Raw genomic sequence first — 15,367 nt, forward strand, 5'->3', positions numbered from 1 at the left:
AACCAGCTGTGAGCACCAACACCACCCCCCTGGTGGGCATTGTCATGGGGTCCGACTCCGACTGGCCTGTCATGGAAGCCGCCGCTGCGGCCCTGTCCGAGTTTGGCATCCCGTTTGAGACCGACGTGGTCTCCGCGCACCGCATGCCCACAGAGATGATCGCCTACGGCACCGAAGCCGCCGCGCGCGGCATCCGCGTCATCATCGCCGGGGCCGGCGGCGCCGCGCACCTGCCGGGCATGCTGGCCTCCGTCACCACCCTGCCCGTGGTGGGCGTCCCCGTGCCGCTGAAAACCCTGGACGGCATGGACTCGCTGCTCTCCATCGTGCAGATGCCCGCGGGCGTGCCCGTGGCCACCGTCTCCATTGGCGGGGCCCGCAATGCCGGCCTGCTGGCCGTGCGCATGCTCGCCTCCGGCACGGACGAGCTCGCAGCCTCGCTGGCCGTGCAGCTGGCGGACTTTGCCCAGTCCCTGAACGACCAGGCCTCCGCCAAGGGCGCCGCACTGCGCGCAGCCGCGGGCGCCAACTACCCCCTGGCCGTGCCGCGGCCCGCCCCGGCCGGAGCGTGATCGCAGCAGCATGAGTTTCAGCAGCCCCAAGGTGAGCCGGGCGTCCAACCGCCCGCCCGTGTTGACGAACCCGGTCCGGTACCCGGAATCGGCGTCGGCACCCGTGCGTTCCAAGCGCGCCTGGTTCCTGCTGCTGTTGACCCTCGTGCTGCCGGGCTCGGCGCAGGTCGTGGCGGGCAACAAGCGCGTTGGCCGGCTGGCCCTGCGCTTTACCTTCGCGGCCTGGGCCTTGGTGATTGGCGCCGTCGTGCTTGCCGTGGTGAACCGGGAGGCGCTGCTGAACCTGTTCACCAACCCCTGGACGTCCCTGCCCATCATCGTGGCCATGGCCGCGGCTGCGGTGGGCTGGGCCGCGATGTTCCTGAACACGCTGAAGATCATCCGCCCCGCGCTGCTGGCACCGGGGATGCGCGCGCTGGTGGGCGGGGCGCTCGTGGTGCTCATGGTCATCACCAGCGGCACCCTGGGCTACGGCGCGTTCATGATCAATTCGGGCCGCAACGCCATCAACTCCATCTTCGCGTCCGGTCCCGACATGGAGCCGGTGGACGGGCGCTACAACTTTCTGGTCATGGGCGGCGACGCCGGGGCGGACCGCACGGGGCGGCGGCCGGACTCGATCATCGTGGTCAGCGTGGATGCCAAGACCGGCCAGGCGGCCACCATCAGCATCCCCCGCAACTTGCAGAATGCCCAGTTCTCCCCCAATTCTCCCCTGTGGGGCGTGTACCCCGAGGGATTCAACTGCGGCGACAGCTGCATCATCAACGCCCTGTACACGGACGTGACCAACAACCACCCCGCGCTCTACCCCAACGACGCCGACCCGGGCGCGGCAGCCATGATGGATGCCGCGGGAGGCGTGCTCGGACTGACCATCCAGGGCTACGTGCTCGTCGACATGGCAGGCTTCTCCTCCCTGATTGACGCCCTCGGCGGGGTCAAGGTCAACGTGGGCGGCTGGGTGCCCATCAGCGGCGACGACGTCTACGGCAACGGCCAGCACCTGCCGCCGACGGGGTGGATTTCCCCCGGCGAACAGACCCTGAACGGATACCATGCCCTCTGGTACGCCCGCTCGCGACAGTGGGTCAACGACTACGCCCGCAGCCAGCGCCAGCAATGCATCCAGGCCGCCATCATGGCCCAGATGGACCCTGCCACCGTGCTGACGAAGTTCAACGGGATCGTGGCCGCCGGCTCCCAGGTCATGGAATCGGACCTGCCCGCGGGGCAGCTGGGCAGCTTCGCCTCCCTGGCATTGAAGGCCAAGTCCCACGACCTGGCCCGGTTGACCATTGGGCCGCCTGACTTCCCGCAGGACATGCCCACCTACCCCGACTTTGCCGTGATCCACCAGCGCGTGCAGGAACTGCTGAACCCTGCCCCGCCGGCCGATCCCGCGCCGGCCCCCGAGCCGGGGTCCGGATCTGCGGAAGCTCCGGCCGACACCCCGGCACCCGAGGCACCGGCGCCGGAAGCGCCAGCCGCGCCAGCCGCGCCGTCGGCCGACATCACGGCGGAATACCTGCAACAATTGGCCATCAACGGTGACGACGCGACGCTGTCCGCACTGCTTGCCAACAACGGCACCTGCTCACCCGGCTAGAAGCATCCGGCCGGGGCCACGGCTGAGGGATGCCGGAGCAGAATTGTCCGGCTGGTGCGCTCCGGCGTCCGCCGCCTGCCCGCTCCAGCCGTTTCACGTGAACCAGTAAGGAACTTTTTCAATGTTTGCACTGAGCAATGTCACCCGCGACTACGCGTGGGGGTCCGCCACGGCCATAGCGGACCTGCTGGGCACCACCCCCAGCGGCGGGCCCGAGGCCGAGCTGTGGATGGGCGGGCACCCGGACTCACCGTCCGTCGCAGCCACCCCGGACGGCCCCGTCCCCCTGGACCGGCTGATTGCCGAGCACCCGGACGCGACGCTCGGCACCGAGGTGCACACCGCCTTCGGGCCGCGGCTGCCCTTCCTGGCGAAGCTGCTGGCCGCCGAGACCGCATTGTCGCTCCAGGTCCACCCCACGCAGGAACGCGCCCGGGAACGCTTCGCCGACGAAGAGGCAGCCGGGGTCCCGCGCACGGCGGCGGACCGCAACTACAAGGACGAGAACCACAAGCCGGAAATGATCCTGGCCCTGACCCCGTTCGAGGCGTTGTGCGGTTTCCGCCCCTGCGCCGAGGCCGCGGAACTGTTCCGCGCCGTGGGGTCCGCCATTGCTGAGTCGGGGGCCGGGGTTCCGCAGCTGCTGGGCACGGTGGAGATGGCCCTGAACTCCCGCATGGCCGCACCCATGGTGGTCCGCCGGGCCTTTGAAACCCTGCTGGGCGGCGGGGCGGAAACCACCGCACTGGTGGAGCTGGCCGCGCCCGCCCTTGAGGCGCAGGCCGCCGCCGGCACGGAGCTGCCGCCCGCCCTGCTCACCGTCATTGAACTGGCCAGGCAGTATCCCGGCGACCCCGGCGTGCTGGTTTCCCTGCTGCTGAACCGGGTGTCGCTGTCCCCCGGCGACGCCATCTACCTGCCCGCCGGCAACATCCACGCCTACCTGCACGGGCTGGGCCTTGAGGTCATGGCGTCCTCGGACAACGTGATGCGCGGCGGGCTCACGGGCAAGCACGTGGACATCCCGGAGCTGCTGGAGACCGTCGACTTTGCGCCGACCGAGGTGCCGGTCGTTCCCACCCGCGTCACCGAACTGGGCCAGAAGGTGTGGGAGCCGCCGTTTGCCGAGTTCGCCCTGCAGCGTATCGAGCTCCCCGCCGACGGCGAACCTGTCCCGCTGGTGCAGAACGGCCCCCTGGTGGTGCTGGCCGTCTCCGGTTCCGTGCTGCTCGACTCGCCCCGCGGCGACCTGCAGCTGGGCCGCGGCGGATCGGCGTTTGTCCCGGCCGCCGAAAACCCCGTCATGGTCCACCCGCACGCCGATGCCGCCGGTGAAACCTCCGTGGTGTTCGCCATCACCTGTGGAGCCTTTGAGCAGTGAGCACCATTTTGCAGACACCCGTCTGGGCCCGCTTCCAGCGGCGGCTGGGCAAGATCGTCCACGAGCAGTCCGGCCCCGGCTGGAATTTTGTGGCCATCGAGGAAAAGACGCCCCTGGGCCGGTACCTGTACACGCCGTATGGTCCTGTTGCCGCCAGTGAATCTGCGCTGGTCGAGGCCCTTGCCGCACTGACCGCGCTGGCCCGGGCAAAGAAGGCCGCCTACGTGCGCGTGGAACCAGTCTCCGCGGGGCTCGGCGCCGACGCGGCACGCGTGCTCTCCGCCCGGGGCCTGGTCAGGGCGCCCAAGGACATCCAGCCGCATCTGAGCTGGAAGGTCGACCTGACACAGGACGAGGCGTCGCTGTTGAAGGGCATGCGCAGCACCAGCCGGAACCTGTTCCGGAACATCCATAAAAAGGGTGTCACCTTTGACATCTCCACCGACCCGGCGGACCTGCCCGTCCTGCTGGGCTTCCTGGAAAAGGTGGCCGGGCGTGCCGAGTTCACGGCCCAGTCCAACAACTACCTGACCCGGGCCGCCGAGGTCCTCATGCCCGAGGGAGCCGCCAAGCTGTTCATCGCCCGCCTGGACGGGGAACCCATTGCCGCCGCCCTGTCGTACGACACTGCGGACACCCGCGTCTACGCCCATGCCGCCGCCGACGACGCCCACCGCAAGCTAAGCGCCGGCATCCCGCTGCTGGTGACCATGATGCTGGATGCCAAGGCCGCAGGAATCGCCGAGTTCGACATGTGGGGCGTCAGCCCCGAGGACGAGCCCGAGCATCCCTGGGCCGGCTTCTCCCGCTTCAAACGCTCCTTCGGGGGCTTTGAGGTGGAGTACCCGGGCACCTGGGACCTGCCGGTCAACACGCTCATGTACAACGCCTACGGTGCCAGCAGGAAGGCCCGGACCCTGCTCCGCGGCACACTGAAAACGGCCCGCACCGCTGCCGCCGGTGTCCGCGGGAAGCTGGCCAGGCCGTAGCTTCCGGCACCGCGCTTCTGCGTGGCACCTTCCTCTCCGCTTCAACCCCAAACGCCATCGCAGCAATGGCGGCTTTTCGGCCAACGCCATCGCACCGAGTGCGATGGCGTTGCGAATAAACCAGCCATTGCTGCGATGGCGTCGGGTGGGGCGGGAGGCTGCGGGCCGGGGTCAGGAGCGCCGGGCGTAGGTCTCCCACTTGTGGGCCTGGTGCTCGCCCTCGACGAAGCGGATGGTGCCGGACTTGGAGCGCATGACGATGGACTGCGTCAGGACGCGGCCCTTGTCGTAGCGCACGCCCTTGAGGAGGTCGCCGTCGGTGATGCCGGTGGCGGCGAAGTAGCAGTTGTCGCTCGTGACGAGGTCGTTGGTGGAGAGCACCCGGCTGAGGTCGTGCCCGGCATCGATGGCCTTCTGCTTTTCGTCGTCGTCCGTGGGCCAGAGTCGGCCCTGGATGACGCCGCCGAGGGTCTTGATGGCGCAGGCCGCCACGATTCCCTCCGGCGTGCCGCCCACGCCCATGAGCGCGTCGACGCCGGTGCCGGGGCGGACGGCCGCAATGGCTCCGGCCACGTCGCCGTCGAGGATGATCTTGGTGCGGGCGCCGGCGTCGCGGATTTCCTGGATCAGCGGCTGGTGGCGGTCGCGGTCCAGGACCATGACGGTGAGCTGGTTGATCTTTACGCCCTTGGCCTTGGCGATCAGGTGCAGGTTCTGCTTCACGGGCAGGCGCAGGTCCACCATGTCGGCGGCTTCGGGACCTGTGACCAGCTTCTCCATGTAGAACACGGCGGAGGGGTCGAACATGGTGCCGCGTTCGGCCACGGCCAGCACGGCCAGGGCGTTGTTGATGCCCATCGCGGTCAGGCGGGTGCCGTCAATCGGGTCCACGGCCACATCGCATTCAGGGCCGGAGCCGTCGCCCACCACCTCGCCGTTGAACAGCATCGGGGCTTCATCCTTCTCCCCTTCGCCAATGACCACGACACCGTTGAAGTGGACCGTGGAAAGGAGGGAGCGCATGGCATCCACGGCGGCGCCGTCGGCCAGGTTCTTCTCGCCAAAGCCCACCCAGTGCCCGCCGGCAATGGCGGCAGCCTCGGTGACCCGCACCAGTTCAAGGGCCAGGTTGCGGTCCGGCTCGTCGTCTCCAACGGCCAGCGACCGGGACAATTGCGAGTAGTCAAGTTGTGCTTTTTCAGCCACGTGTAAACCCCATTGTTCAGGTAGGCGCAGTTTTACGGCACGCTCCGGTGCGCACCACTGACGTATTTTTGCCTACCTCCCAATGATAGGCGACAGCCGCCCAACCTTCGGGGTGAGCTGCGCCACCATCGCCGCCAGGCGGAAAGACGGGGCCGGCAAATCTGGGAAGATGGAGGGGTGAGTGACTCTAACCCCACCCCTGCTGTCAAGCCCGTCATTGCCGCCGGCGCGGCCAAGCGAGCCAATGCGTCGGTCATCGGCATGCTGCTGGCCATGTTCTCCACCGTGGCCATTGTGCTGACCATTGTGTGGCTTAACCCGGAGCCCAAGGCCGGCGCCTACCGCACCGAGGTGGACGTGGCGACGGTTGCCGGGCACGCCGCCGACACGGCCGGCTTCCTCCCGGTGGCCCCCGTGCTGCCCGAAGGCTGGAGCGCCAACTATGCGCGTTGGAACCCGCCCGGCACCGACGGCGTGGCGTACTGGGATGTGGGTTATGTGACGGCAGATGACACGTTCATTGCGCTGCGCGAATCCGTCACGGCGAACCCCACCTGGATTGCGGCACAAGCCCAGCAGGCGCCCGTGACGGGCACGCGCACCATCGACGGACACGACTGGGAGCTGCGCGACAACCCCAAGGGCGAACGGTCGCTGGTGTTCACCAGCGCCGAGACGACTATTGTTTTGACTGGTGCGGCCGACTTCAAGGACTTTGACATCCTGGCCGCCGGAGCAACCGCGCTGCTCGATGAATACGCGGCAACAGCCAACCCGACAAGCAAGGAGAGCAAATAATGAGCGGTGGAGGAGAAGACGGCAACATCAATGCCGTCACGGAGCACCCGCAGACGCCTGCGGAAGCTTGGGCCACGTTGATGGCCGGCAACGCCAGGTTTGTGGCAGGCACGTCCAACCACCCGAACCAGGACGCCGCCCGCCGCGCCTCCCTGCTGTCCACCCAGCACCCGTTCGTGCAGATCTTCGGCTGCTCCGACTCACGGCTGGCCGCGGAAATCATCTTCGACCTGGGCCTGGGCGACGCCTTCGTGGTCCGCACCGCCGGACACGTCGTGGACAACACGGCCCTCGGCTCCCTCGAATACGGCGTGGAGTACCTGGACGTGCCGCTCATCGTGGTCCTGGGCCACGACTCCTGCGGCGCCGTCACGGCCACCAAGGGCGCCGTCGACACCGGCAAAATGCCCGCCGGCTTCGTCCGCGACCTCGTCGAACGCATCACCCCTTCGGTCCTCGCCTCCCTCCGCAAGGACAAGAAGAGCACCGTCAACGAAATGGTGGAGGAGCACGTCAAGCAGACGGCCGCCCGCCTCGTGGAAAACTCCCCCATCATCGCCAGCGCCGTGGCCCGCCAGCGCACCGCCGTGGTGGGCCTGACCTACCGCCTCACGGACGGCACCGCCGACCTCGTCTACAGCAACGGCCACATCGGCGCCTGAACCACCCCGCGTGCCCTGCCCAAGGCGGGCAGCAGCGTTTCCGGGCACGACGGCGGAACCCAGGTTCCGCCGTCGTGCCCGGCTTTTTAAGGTGGCCGGCCGCGCAAAAGCGCTCCGCATGGTTTTCGGCTCGGGGCGCGGCGGCGATATGGTGGAAGCATGACTGATACTGCCGCGGGCACCGCACAAGAATTCCGTATTGAACATGACACGATGGGCGAGGTCCGGGTTCCGGCCAACGCCCTGTACAGCGCACAGACCCAGCGCGCCGTGGAGAACTTCCCGATTTCCGGCATGACCCTGGAGACGGCCCACATCGCAGCACTGGCGCGCATCAAGAAGGCCGCCGCCACCACGAACGCCGAACTGGGTGTGCTCGACGCTGAGCTGGCCCGCGCGATCGAGGGCGCCGCCGACCAGGTCGCCGCAGGCAACTTTGACGGCGACTTCCCGATCGACGTGTTCCAGACCGGTTCCGGCACGTCGTCGAACATGAACATGAACGAGGTCCTGGCGACGCTGGCGAACCGCGCGCTCGTTGCCGCCGGCTCCGACAAGGTGGTCCACCCGAACGACCACGTCAACGCCTCGCAGTCCTCCAACGACGTCTTCCCCACGTCCGTCCACGTGGCCGCCACCTCCGCCCTGATCAACGACCTGATCCCGGCACTGGCGCACCTGGCCGAGTCGCTGGAGCGCAAGGAAGCCGAATTCGCCACCGTCGTGAAGTCCGGCCGCACCCACCTGATGGATGCCACCCCGGTCACGCTCGGCCAGGAATTCGGCGGCTACGCAGCCCAGATCCGCTACGGCATCGAGCGCGTCGAATCCTCCATTGCCCGCGTGGCAGAGGTCCCCCTGGGCGGCACCGCCGTCGGCACCGGCATCAACACTCCGGCCGGCTTCCCGCAGCGCGTCATCGCCCTGCTCGCCGAGGACACCGGCCTGCCCCTGACCGAGGCCCGCAACCACTTCGAGGCCCAGGCCAACCGCGACGGCCTCATCGAAGCCTCCGGCCAGCTGCGCACCATCGCGTACTCGATCATGAAGATCAACAACGACCTGCGCTGGCTCGGCTCCGGCCCCAACACCGGCCTGGGCGAGATCAACATCCCCGACCTGCAGCCCGGCTCCTCGATCATGCCCGGCAAGGTCAACCCGGTCATCTCCGAGGCCGCCATCATGGTTGCCGCACAGGTCATCGGCAACGACACCACGATCGCACTGTCCTCCACCAACGGCGCATTTGAGCTGAACGTGGGCATCCCGGTCATGGCCTCGAACCTGCTGCAGTCCATCCGCCTGCTGACCAACACCTCGCGTGTCATGGCCGACAAGATGATCGACGGCCTCACCGCCAACGTGGAGCGCGCCCGCTTCCTGGCCGAGGCATCGCCGTCCATTGTGACGCCGCTGAACAAGTACATCGGCTACGAGAACGGCTCCAAGATCGCCAAGCACGCCATCGCCGAGGGCTTGACCATCCGTGAAGCCGTCCTCGCGCTGGGCTTCGTGGACCGCGGCGAAATCACGCTGGAGCAGCTGGACAAGGGCTTGGACGTGCTGGCCATGACGGTCGCACCCAAGTAGGGACCAACTCCTCCGCCGAGGACGTGGCAAGCGTGCGAGGGCGTAGTAAATTTACTATGCTCTCGCACGCTTGCCACGTCGTCAGCGGGTAGCTCCAAGCTGCCCTCAGCGGGCTGCCAAGCGACCCTCTGTGGGGAACTGGCAGTGGAAGGCAGCGAACTGGCGGGAAGCCACCTTTTTCACGAGAGGCGGACTCCCGCCATCGTGCTTTAACGGGCTCCGGCCATCGTGCTTCAGGGCCGAGGGGTCGTCGTACTTTAACGGGCTCCGGCCATCGTGCTTCATGGGGCCGAGGGGTCGTCGTACTTTAACGGGCTCCCGCGCTCCTGCATATGGGGCCGGGCCGCCGTCCGCCCAGGCTCGCCAAGCTGCACGTCCGCCCGGTCGCGCCAAGCTGCATGTCCGCCCGGGCCCGCCGGGCACCTGGTTTGCGCCTTTCGCCGAGAGCCAGCAGCCCGGAGAGCGTCCGGAGGTGGTTGTCGGGAATCGCCGCCGGTGGACCGGCATCCGATCCTAACCACTACCTCGGCGGCACCCAAGGACTGGCGTGGGCAACGTCACCAATCGTGGATTTTGCACTTTTTGATTAATAGTGCAAACTTTTACTTTGTGACTGAAAGTGCAAAATCCTGCCAGGCCCCCAGCCTGCGCGCCCGCAAGCGTGAGGCCACCCGCTCCGCCATCACGGCTGCCGCGAGGGCCTTCACCGCCCAACACGGCCTGAGCGGGTTCACGGTCGAGCAGCTTTGTGAACACGTCGGCATCTCCCGCCGGACGTTCTTCAACTACTTCCCATCCAAGGAAGACGCCATCATCGGCCACCTTCTGGATGAGTTCCCGGCTGAGGCAACCGCGGCGTTCCTCGACGGCGGCCCGCAGAAACCCGGCGTCGAACGCGGACCCCACGGCCTGAGCACCACGCTGCTGCAGGATCTGTTCCGCCTCACCTGCGCCATGCTGGATGAGCTCAACCTCACCCGCGCCCACATCAACCAGCTCATGGCCGCCATGAAAAAAGAACCGCAGCTCATGATGAAGGTGATCGGCAGCGCCCATGTCCGCGAGCTGGAGTTCACGGAGCTGATCGCCCAGCGCGAGCAGCTCCCGCCGGACGATCCCCTGGCGATCATGGCCGCCGCCGCGTTCGGCATGTGCTCCCACCGCGCCAGCCAGGTGTTCTTCTCCGACGGGAACACCAAGCCCTACGAAGAACTGCTGGCAGCCAACCTGCTCAACACCCAAAAACTTTTCAACTTTTCCCACTTGACCTTTGAAGGGACTCCATGAGTACTGCACTCAAGGCAGGCGAACCGCTCCTGCTGACCCAAAAGAGGATCTGGATCATCTTCTCCGCGCTGATCGCCGGAATGATGCTCTCGAGCCTCGACCAGACCATTGTCTCCACCGCCATGCCCACCATCGTGGGCAAGCTCGGCGGCGTGGAGCACCAGACCTGGATCACCACCGCCTACCTGCTGGCCGTGACCATCGTGATGCCCGTCTACGGCAAGTTTGGTGACATCCTGGGCCGCCGGAACCTGTTCCTGGCCGCCATTGCCATCTTCACGCTCGCCTCCATCGGCTGCGCCTTTGCCACCGACTTCTGGGGCTTCGTGATCTTCCGCGCCATCCAGGGCCTGGGTGGCGGCGGCTTGATGATCCTTTCGCAGGCCATCATCGCCGACATCGTCCCCGCCAACGAGCGCGGCAAGTACATGGGCCCGCTGGGCGCCATCTTTGGCCTCTCCGCCGTTGCCGGCCCGCTGCTGGGCGGCTACTTCGTGGACCACCTGACGTGGGAATGGGCCTTCTACATCAACATCCCGATCGGCATCATTGCGTTCGTGATCGCGTTCTTCACCCTGACCCTGCCGACCAAGAAAGTCGAACAGAAGATCGACATCATGGGTGTGGTGTTCCTGTCCATCGCCACCACCTGCCTGATCTTCTTCACCGACTTCGGCGGCAAGACCGACGGTTGGACCTCCCTGACCACCTGGGCCTGGGGCGCGGGCATGATCGCCGCCATCGCGCTGTTCATCTTCACCGAGGCACGCGCCGAGGACCCGATCATCCCGCTGTCCCTGTTCAAGAACCCGATCTTCCTGAACTCCACCGCCATTGGCTTCGTCCTGGGCATGGGCATGTTCGCCGCCCTGGCGTTCGTCCCCACGTTCCTGCAGATGTCCTCCGGCACCTCCGCCGCCGAGTCCGGCCTGCTCATGCTGCCCATGATGGTGGGCCTGATGGGCACCTCCATCTGGTCAGGCATCCGCATGACCAAGACCGGCAAGTACAAGGCGTTCCCGATCGCCGGTTCCGTGCTGACCATCATCGCCATGTTGTGGATGACCACCCTGTCCGCCGAAACCCCCATCTGGGTCATCTGCGCCCAGCTGTTCGTGTTCGGCGCCGGCCTGGGCCTGATCATGCAGATCGTGGTCATCGTGGTGCAGAACTCCGTCCCCGCGAACCAGCTCGGCACCGCGACCAGCACGAACAACTACTTCCGCGAGGTCGGTTCAGCCCTGGGCGTGGCCGTGTTCGGCGCCATGTTCACCACCCGCCTGGCCGAGTCGCTGACCAAGGTCTTCACGGAGGCCGGAGCCAGCCCCGAGCAGGCCGGCAGCTCCATGGCCACGCTCGACCCGCAGGCCATGGCCCAGCTGCCCCCGGCCATCAAGGACGGCATCATCAACGCCTACGCCGACTCCCTGGCCCCCGTGTTCTGGTACCTGATCCCGTTCATGGCCATCGCCTTGGTGCTGGCCATCTTCATGAAGGTCATCCCGCTCTCGGACACCGCCGGCATGGTCGCCCGTGGCGAGGCCATCGGCGGAGAGGAGGCCCTGCGCCTCGAAGCGGAGCGCACGGCCGCCAAGTCGGGTGCGTCCGGCGATGCAAAGGCCGAGTCCGCCACCGGCAATGACAGCGAAGGCACGGACACGCTCCTGCTGACCAAGGATGAGCCCGGGGACACCCTGGACAAACCGTAAGGTCCGCTGAAAAGGCGCGTGCCGCCGCCGTACTTCTCCAAGTACGACGGCGGCACGCGCCTTTTGTGCATGTCCCGCCTCGTGCCGGGGTGCTGCAAACCGGTCCCGCGTGAGCATCCGGCCGATGGGTGCGGTAGCGTCGGGGAACATGGATTATGACACAACCGAAATACTGGTGGGCTCGGTGCTGGTGCTGCTGCCCATTGCGGGGGTGTCGGTGGCTGGAGGGTGGTGCCTGCGGAGACCGGAACGACGGATGCCGTGGTTCTTCTTTCTCGGACCGGTGGCAGCGGTTGCCTTGGGCTGGGCGGCCGGCGCCGCGGCGATGACGCTGTTTCCGCCGCCTTATGACGCGTATTTCGCCGGCGGCAGCGGCCTGGACCTGCGGGGACTGATCATTGTTGGCGGCGCCATGCTGGGCAGTTTCGCCGGAACCCTCACGTCGGTGGTGATTTGCGCCGGCAACCTTGTGCTCAGCCGGGTGCAGCAGCGCAGGCAGGCACGGCCACTGGTGCAGGGCCCGGTCCAGCCAAGCGCACGCCTCGGCTAGCCCGGCCCGTCAGCCCTGCTTCAGGCCCGCGGCTCCACCGGGCGCAGTCGGCGCAGGGCCGTGACGGAGATCCAGCCCATGCCGGCCGTGATGGCCGCACGCTGCAGCAGCCCACCGCGGGCCTTGGGATTGTCCTGCCTGCCAATCGCGGCGCCGGCAGCCACCACCGAGGCAACCGTGCCGAGTGCTGAGGCCACATCGTAAAGCGCCCAGCCCCGTCGCCCGCTGCGGACGTCCGTGACCGCGTGGATGAGCGCGGAGACGGGAACCAGCAGGAACGCGGACGAGGCACCCACGTTGTGGACCATGCCGGTGCCGGTCATTTCTTCGGGCAGATCGGGCGTGCCGGCCGGGAATCCGCCCCCTGGCTGGCCGTTGCAGATCCCTGCGGCAATGAGCCCGGCAGCCGTGCCGCCCATGAGCCAGGTATGGGCCCGCGGGATATCCTTGCTGCGTGCCAGGCCCGCCGCGTACGCAGCGAACAGGGCACCGGCGGCCAGAAAGTTGGTCTTTTGCACCCAGCCGCCGGGGCCCAGGGACAGCGAGCTGACGGGATGTTTTTGCCAGTCATAACCTTTTCGGAAGGCTCCCTGCAGCGTGAACGATCCGATGAACGCGGGCCCGGCAGCGGCACCAGCACCCAAGCCAATGCGTTGTTTGTTGTCCAAGGGTGGTCTCCGGCTGGTCTCAGGAACGCTGGAAGTGGGGTTCGCCGGTGAAGGCCAGGGCCCGTTGGATGCAGTCGAGGTGCCCGGGGCGCAGGGGCGGGAGCGCGTCGATGGCGAACCAGCCGACGGCGAGGGATTCGTCGTCGTTCACGCGGGCGGTGCCGCTTTCGTAATGGCAAATGAATTCAATGTTCAGGAAGTCGCAGACGTCGCCGTTGGGAAATGTCACCGGGCCAACGGCCGCCACGCCAAGCAGGTGCTCGATCCGGGCCACGACGGCCGTTTCCTCGAAGATCTCGCGCAGCATGCCCGGGCCGGGTTCCTCCCCCGGCTCCAGGATGCCGGTGATCAGCGCCCACCCGCCGGTGTCGGAGCGTTCGCCCAGGAGCACCCGGCCGTCGCCGTCAAACACCACTGCACGCACGCCCGGGAGCCACAGCGGGTCGTGTCCGATTTTTTCGCGGAGCGCAACAATGAAGTCAGGTGATGCCATGCTGCCAGCCTATCGCCAGAAGGCCGCACGGCGGCTGCACCATGCGCGGTGACCGCCGGCCGGGGCACCGCTGCAGCCCATCCCCTGCCCGGACAATGCTGCGACAGCATCGGGTTTGGCCATGCAGAAGGGCCCGGCCCGGACGCCTTGCGGCGGTCCGGACCGGGCCCGGCGTCTGGCGCCTGCCCCAGCGGGGATGGCAGCTAGCCGAAGGGGATGACCCCGATGCCGACGGCCACGACGAGCATCACAAGTGAGACCACGAGGGCACGCCAGAGCACCTTCTTGTGGTGGTCGCCCAGTTCCACCTTGGCCAGTGAGACCAGCAGCAGGATGGCAGGCACCAGGGGGCTCTGCATGTGGACCGGCTGGCCGGTGATTGAGGCCCGGGCCATGGCGGCAGGGTCGATCCCGAAGTGGGCGGCAGTTTCGCTCAGGACCGGCAGCACACCGAAGTAGAAGGCGTCGTTGCTCATGAAAAACGTCATGGGGATGCTCAACAGGCCGGTGATGACTGCCATGTACGGGCCCATGGAGGTGGGGATGACACTGACCAGCCAGGCGGCCATGGCGTCGACCATGCCGGTGCCGCTGAGCACGCCGGTCAGCACGGCCGCGGCCATGACCATGGAGACGACGGCGACGATGCTGCCGGCATGGGACACCAGCGCCTTGGCCTGGTCCTTCACGTTGGGGAAGTTCACAATGAGGGCGATGGCCGAACCCACCATGAACACGTAGGCCAGGGGCAGCACGTCAAGAACCAAGGTCACCATGATGGCCACCGTCAGGACCAGGTTGAACCAGAACAGCTTGGGCCGCAGGGTGGCGCGATTGGGGTCCAGCTGCGAATCGGCCAGGCCAGTGTTCACGGAGTCCGCGTCCTGCTCGGCCACGGCGAGCACCTGGGCATCAAAGCGGGCCTGGGCTGCAGAGCGGGGTTTGTCCACAACCAGCAGGGTGCCGGAAGCTGCGCCGCGGGGCAAGCCGCTGCGGCCGTTGCCGCCCCGGGGTGCACCCGGGGTGCCGGTTCCGCCTGCGGGAATTCCGGCGTCGTCCATGTCAGCAGGCGTCCACAACCGCCCGGCCAGCGCCAGGCGGCGGCGTTCGCGGACGCCAAGGTGCCAGGCGAAGAGGAAGATCACGATCATGCCGGCGACGAGTGAGGGGATCATGGGGACGAACACCTCGGACGGGGAGACCTTCAGTGCGGCGGCGGCGCGGGCGGTGGGCCCTCCCCACGGCAGGATGTTCATGGTGCCGTTGGCCAGGCCGGCCACGCAGGTCAGAACCACGGGGCTCAGGCCCAGGCGCAGGTAGATGGGCAGCATCGCGGCGGTGGTGAGGATGAAGGTGGTGGAGCCGTCGCCGTCGAGCGAGACGACGGCGGCCAGCACGGCGGTGCCGACAACCACCTTGGCGGGGTCGTTGCCGAGGGTGCGCAGGATCAGTTTCACGAGGGGGTCGAACAGGCCGACGTCGATCATCATGCCGAAGAAGACGATCGCGAACATGAGCAGGGCCGCCGTGGAGGTCAGGGACTTCATGGAGTCCATGACCATGTCGCCAATGCCCAGCCCGGCGCCGGCGAAGAGGCCGAAGATCGTGGGGATCACGATCAGCGCCACGACGGGCGTTAGTTTCTTCGTCATGACCAGCGTCATGAACACCGCTATCATGGCAAAGCCAAGGATGACCAACATGAGAACTCCTTTGTACACGGCCGCAACCGCGACCCACTCATGCAAAGTTATAGTGATGCGGATCACGGCCCGGGGTTTAGTGCCCTTGACCCAAGTAGTGCCCGTTGAATACGTTTAGCCCATAAAACCCACCCACGCCCGGCGAGGAGG

Annotated in this window: 14 protein-coding genes; 10 read left to right on the forward strand and 4 right to left on the reverse strand. The window is 67.2% G+C overall.

Translation table 11 applies throughout. The annotated features are described in order from the left end of the window. Positions 1-44 precede the first annotated feature (44 nt). From purE to JOF48_RS02065, 4 genes are all read left to right on the forward strand, one after another. Positions 45-572, forward strand: a complete 528-nt coding sequence (purE, locus tag JOF48_RS02050) for a 5-(carboxyamino)imidazole ribonucleotide mutase (protein WP_209684024.1) — start codon at positions 45-47, stop codon at positions 570-572. 10 nt (positions 573-582) lie between these two features. Further along, the gene (locus JOF48_RS02055; RefSeq protein ID WP_209676848.1) at positions 583-2,181 is read left to right on the forward strand and encodes an LCP family protein; all 1,599 of its coding nucleotides are present in this window, start codon (positions 583-585) and stop codon (positions 2,179-2,181) included. A 121-nt stretch (positions 2,182-2,302) separates the two neighbouring features. Next, positions 2,303-3,562 carry a mannose-6-phosphate isomerase, class I gene (gene manA, locus JOF48_RS02060; protein WP_209676850.1) on the forward strand — a complete coding sequence of 420 codons (1,260 nt, stop codon included), beginning with the start codon at positions 2,303-2,305 and terminating at the stop codon, positions 3,560-3,562. Continuing rightward, positions 3,559-4,551, forward strand: coding sequence for a lipid II:glycine glycyltransferase FemX (locus JOF48_RS02065; protein WP_209676852.1), 993 nt, complete (start codon positions 3,559-3,561; stop codon positions 4,549-4,551). The genes manA and JOF48_RS02065 overlap by 4 nt, the downstream gene beginning before the upstream one ends. A gap of 171 nt (positions 4,552-4,722) precedes the next feature. Here JOF48_RS02065 and glpX read toward each other — a convergent pair whose 3' ends face one another. Further along, entirely contained in the window at positions 4,723-5,757 is a 1,035-nt protein-coding gene (glpX, locus tag JOF48_RS02070) for a class II fructose-bisphosphatase (protein WP_209676854.1), read from the reverse strand. A 177-nt stretch (positions 5,758-5,934) separates the two neighbouring features. On the opposite strand from glpX, the gene JOF48_RS02075 reads away from it, so the two are divergent. The 6 genes from JOF48_RS02075 (at position 5,935) to JOF48_RS02100 (ending at position 12,353) form a co-directional block, all read left to right on the forward strand. Continuing rightward, positions 5,935-6,555: a DUF4245 domain-containing protein gene (locus tag JOF48_RS02075; RefSeq protein ID WP_209676856.1), complete on the forward strand. Its 621-nt coding sequence runs from the start codon at positions 5,935-5,937 to the stop codon at positions 6,553-6,555. Then, positions 6,555-7,217: a carbonic anhydrase gene (locus JOF48_RS02080; RefSeq protein WP_281067952.1), complete on the forward strand. Its 663-nt coding sequence runs from the start codon at positions 6,555-6,557 to the stop codon at positions 7,215-7,217. Before JOF48_RS02075 ends, JOF48_RS02080 begins: the two co-directional genes overlap by 1 nt. A gap of 159 nt (positions 7,218-7,376) precedes the next feature. Then, positions 7,377-8,807: a class II fumarate hydratase gene (locus JOF48_RS02085; RefSeq protein WP_209676858.1), complete on the forward strand. Its 1,431-nt coding sequence runs from the start codon at positions 7,377-7,379 to the stop codon at positions 8,805-8,807. A gap of 609 nt (positions 8,808-9,416) precedes the next feature. Continuing rightward, positions 9,417-10,094: a TetR/AcrR family transcriptional regulator gene (locus JOF48_RS02090; protein WP_342591128.1), complete on the forward strand. Its 678-nt coding sequence runs from the start codon at positions 9,417-9,419 to the stop codon at positions 10,092-10,094. Then, the gene (locus JOF48_RS02095) at positions 10,091-11,803 is read left to right on the forward strand and encodes an MDR family MFS transporter (protein ID WP_209676860.1); all 1,713 of its coding nucleotides are present in this window, start codon (positions 10,091-10,093) and stop codon (positions 11,801-11,803) included. Before JOF48_RS02090 ends, JOF48_RS02095 begins: the two co-directional genes overlap by 4 nt. Positions 11,804-11,951: 148 nt before the next feature. Beyond that, entirely contained in the window at positions 11,952-12,353 is a 402-nt protein-coding gene (locus tag JOF48_RS02100; RefSeq protein ID WP_209676862.1) for a hypothetical protein, read from the forward strand. 20 nt (positions 12,354-12,373) lie between these two features. On the opposite strand, the gene JOF48_RS02105 is transcribed toward JOF48_RS02100, so the two are convergent. The 3 genes from JOF48_RS02105 to JOF48_RS02115 all read right to left on the reverse strand — a co-directional run bounded on the left by JOF48_RS02105 (position 12,374) and on the right by JOF48_RS02115 (position 15,217). Next, the gene (locus JOF48_RS02105; protein WP_209676863.1) at positions 12,374-13,021 is read right to left on the reverse strand and encodes a DUF998 domain-containing protein; all 648 of its coding nucleotides are present in this window, start codon (positions 13,019-13,021) and stop codon (positions 12,374-12,376) included. Positions 13,022-13,040: 19 nt separating this feature from the next. Then, complete coding sequence (locus JOF48_RS02110) at positions 13,041-13,514, reverse strand: NUDIX hydrolase (protein WP_209676865.1); 474 nt, start codon at positions 13,512-13,514, stop codon at positions 13,041-13,043. A gap of 203 nt (positions 13,515-13,717) precedes the next feature. Then, positions 13,718-15,217, reverse strand: coding sequence for a CitMHS family transporter (locus tag JOF48_RS02115; protein WP_209676867.1), 1,500 nt, complete (start codon positions 15,215-15,217; stop codon positions 13,718-13,720). Positions 15,218-15,367 lie beyond the last annotated feature (150 nt).

Source organism: Arthrobacter stackebrandtii (assembly GCF_017876675.1).
GTDB classification, from domain to species: Bacteria; Actinomycetota; Actinomycetes; order Actinomycetales; family Micrococcaceae; genus Specibacter; species Specibacter stackebrandtii.

What these genes read in the sequence shown, in the direction of transcription:
- JOF48_RS02100 (WP_209676862.1), top strand. Translation starts at nt 11,952, where the DNA reads ATGGATTATGACACAACCGAAATACTGGTGGGCTCGGTGCTGGTGCTG.
- JOF48_RS02055 (WP_209676848.1), top strand. Translation starts at nt 583, where the DNA reads ATGAGTTTCAGCAGCCCCAAGGTGAGCCGGGCGTCCAACCGCCCGCCC.
- JOF48_RS02115 (WP_209676867.1), bottom strand. Translation starts at nt 15,217, where the DNA reads ATGTTGGTCATCCTTGGCTTTGCCATGATAGCGGTGTTCATGACGCTG.
- JOF48_RS02110 (WP_209676865.1), bottom strand. Translation starts at nt 13,514, where the DNA reads ATGGCATCACCTGACTTCATTGTTGCGCTCCGCGAAAAAATCGGACAC.
- JOF48_RS02080 (WP_281067952.1), top strand. Translation starts at nt 6,555, where the DNA reads ATGAGCGGTGGAGGAGAAGACGGCAACATCAATGCCGTCACGGAGCAC.
- JOF48_RS02085 (WP_209676858.1), top strand. Translation starts at nt 7,377, where the DNA reads ATGACTGATACTGCCGCGGGCACCGCACAAGAATTCCGTATTGAACAT.
- purE (WP_209684024.1), top strand. Translation starts at nt 45, where the DNA reads ATGGGGTCCGACTCCGACTGGCCTGTCATGGAAGCCGCCGCTGCGGCC.
- JOF48_RS02095 (WP_209676860.1), top strand. Translation starts at nt 10,091, where the DNA reads ATGAGTACTGCACTCAAGGCAGGCGAACCGCTCCTGCTGACCCAAAAG.
- manA (WP_209676850.1), top strand. Translation starts at nt 2,303, where the DNA reads ATGTTTGCACTGAGCAATGTCACCCGCGACTACGCGTGGGGGTCCGCC.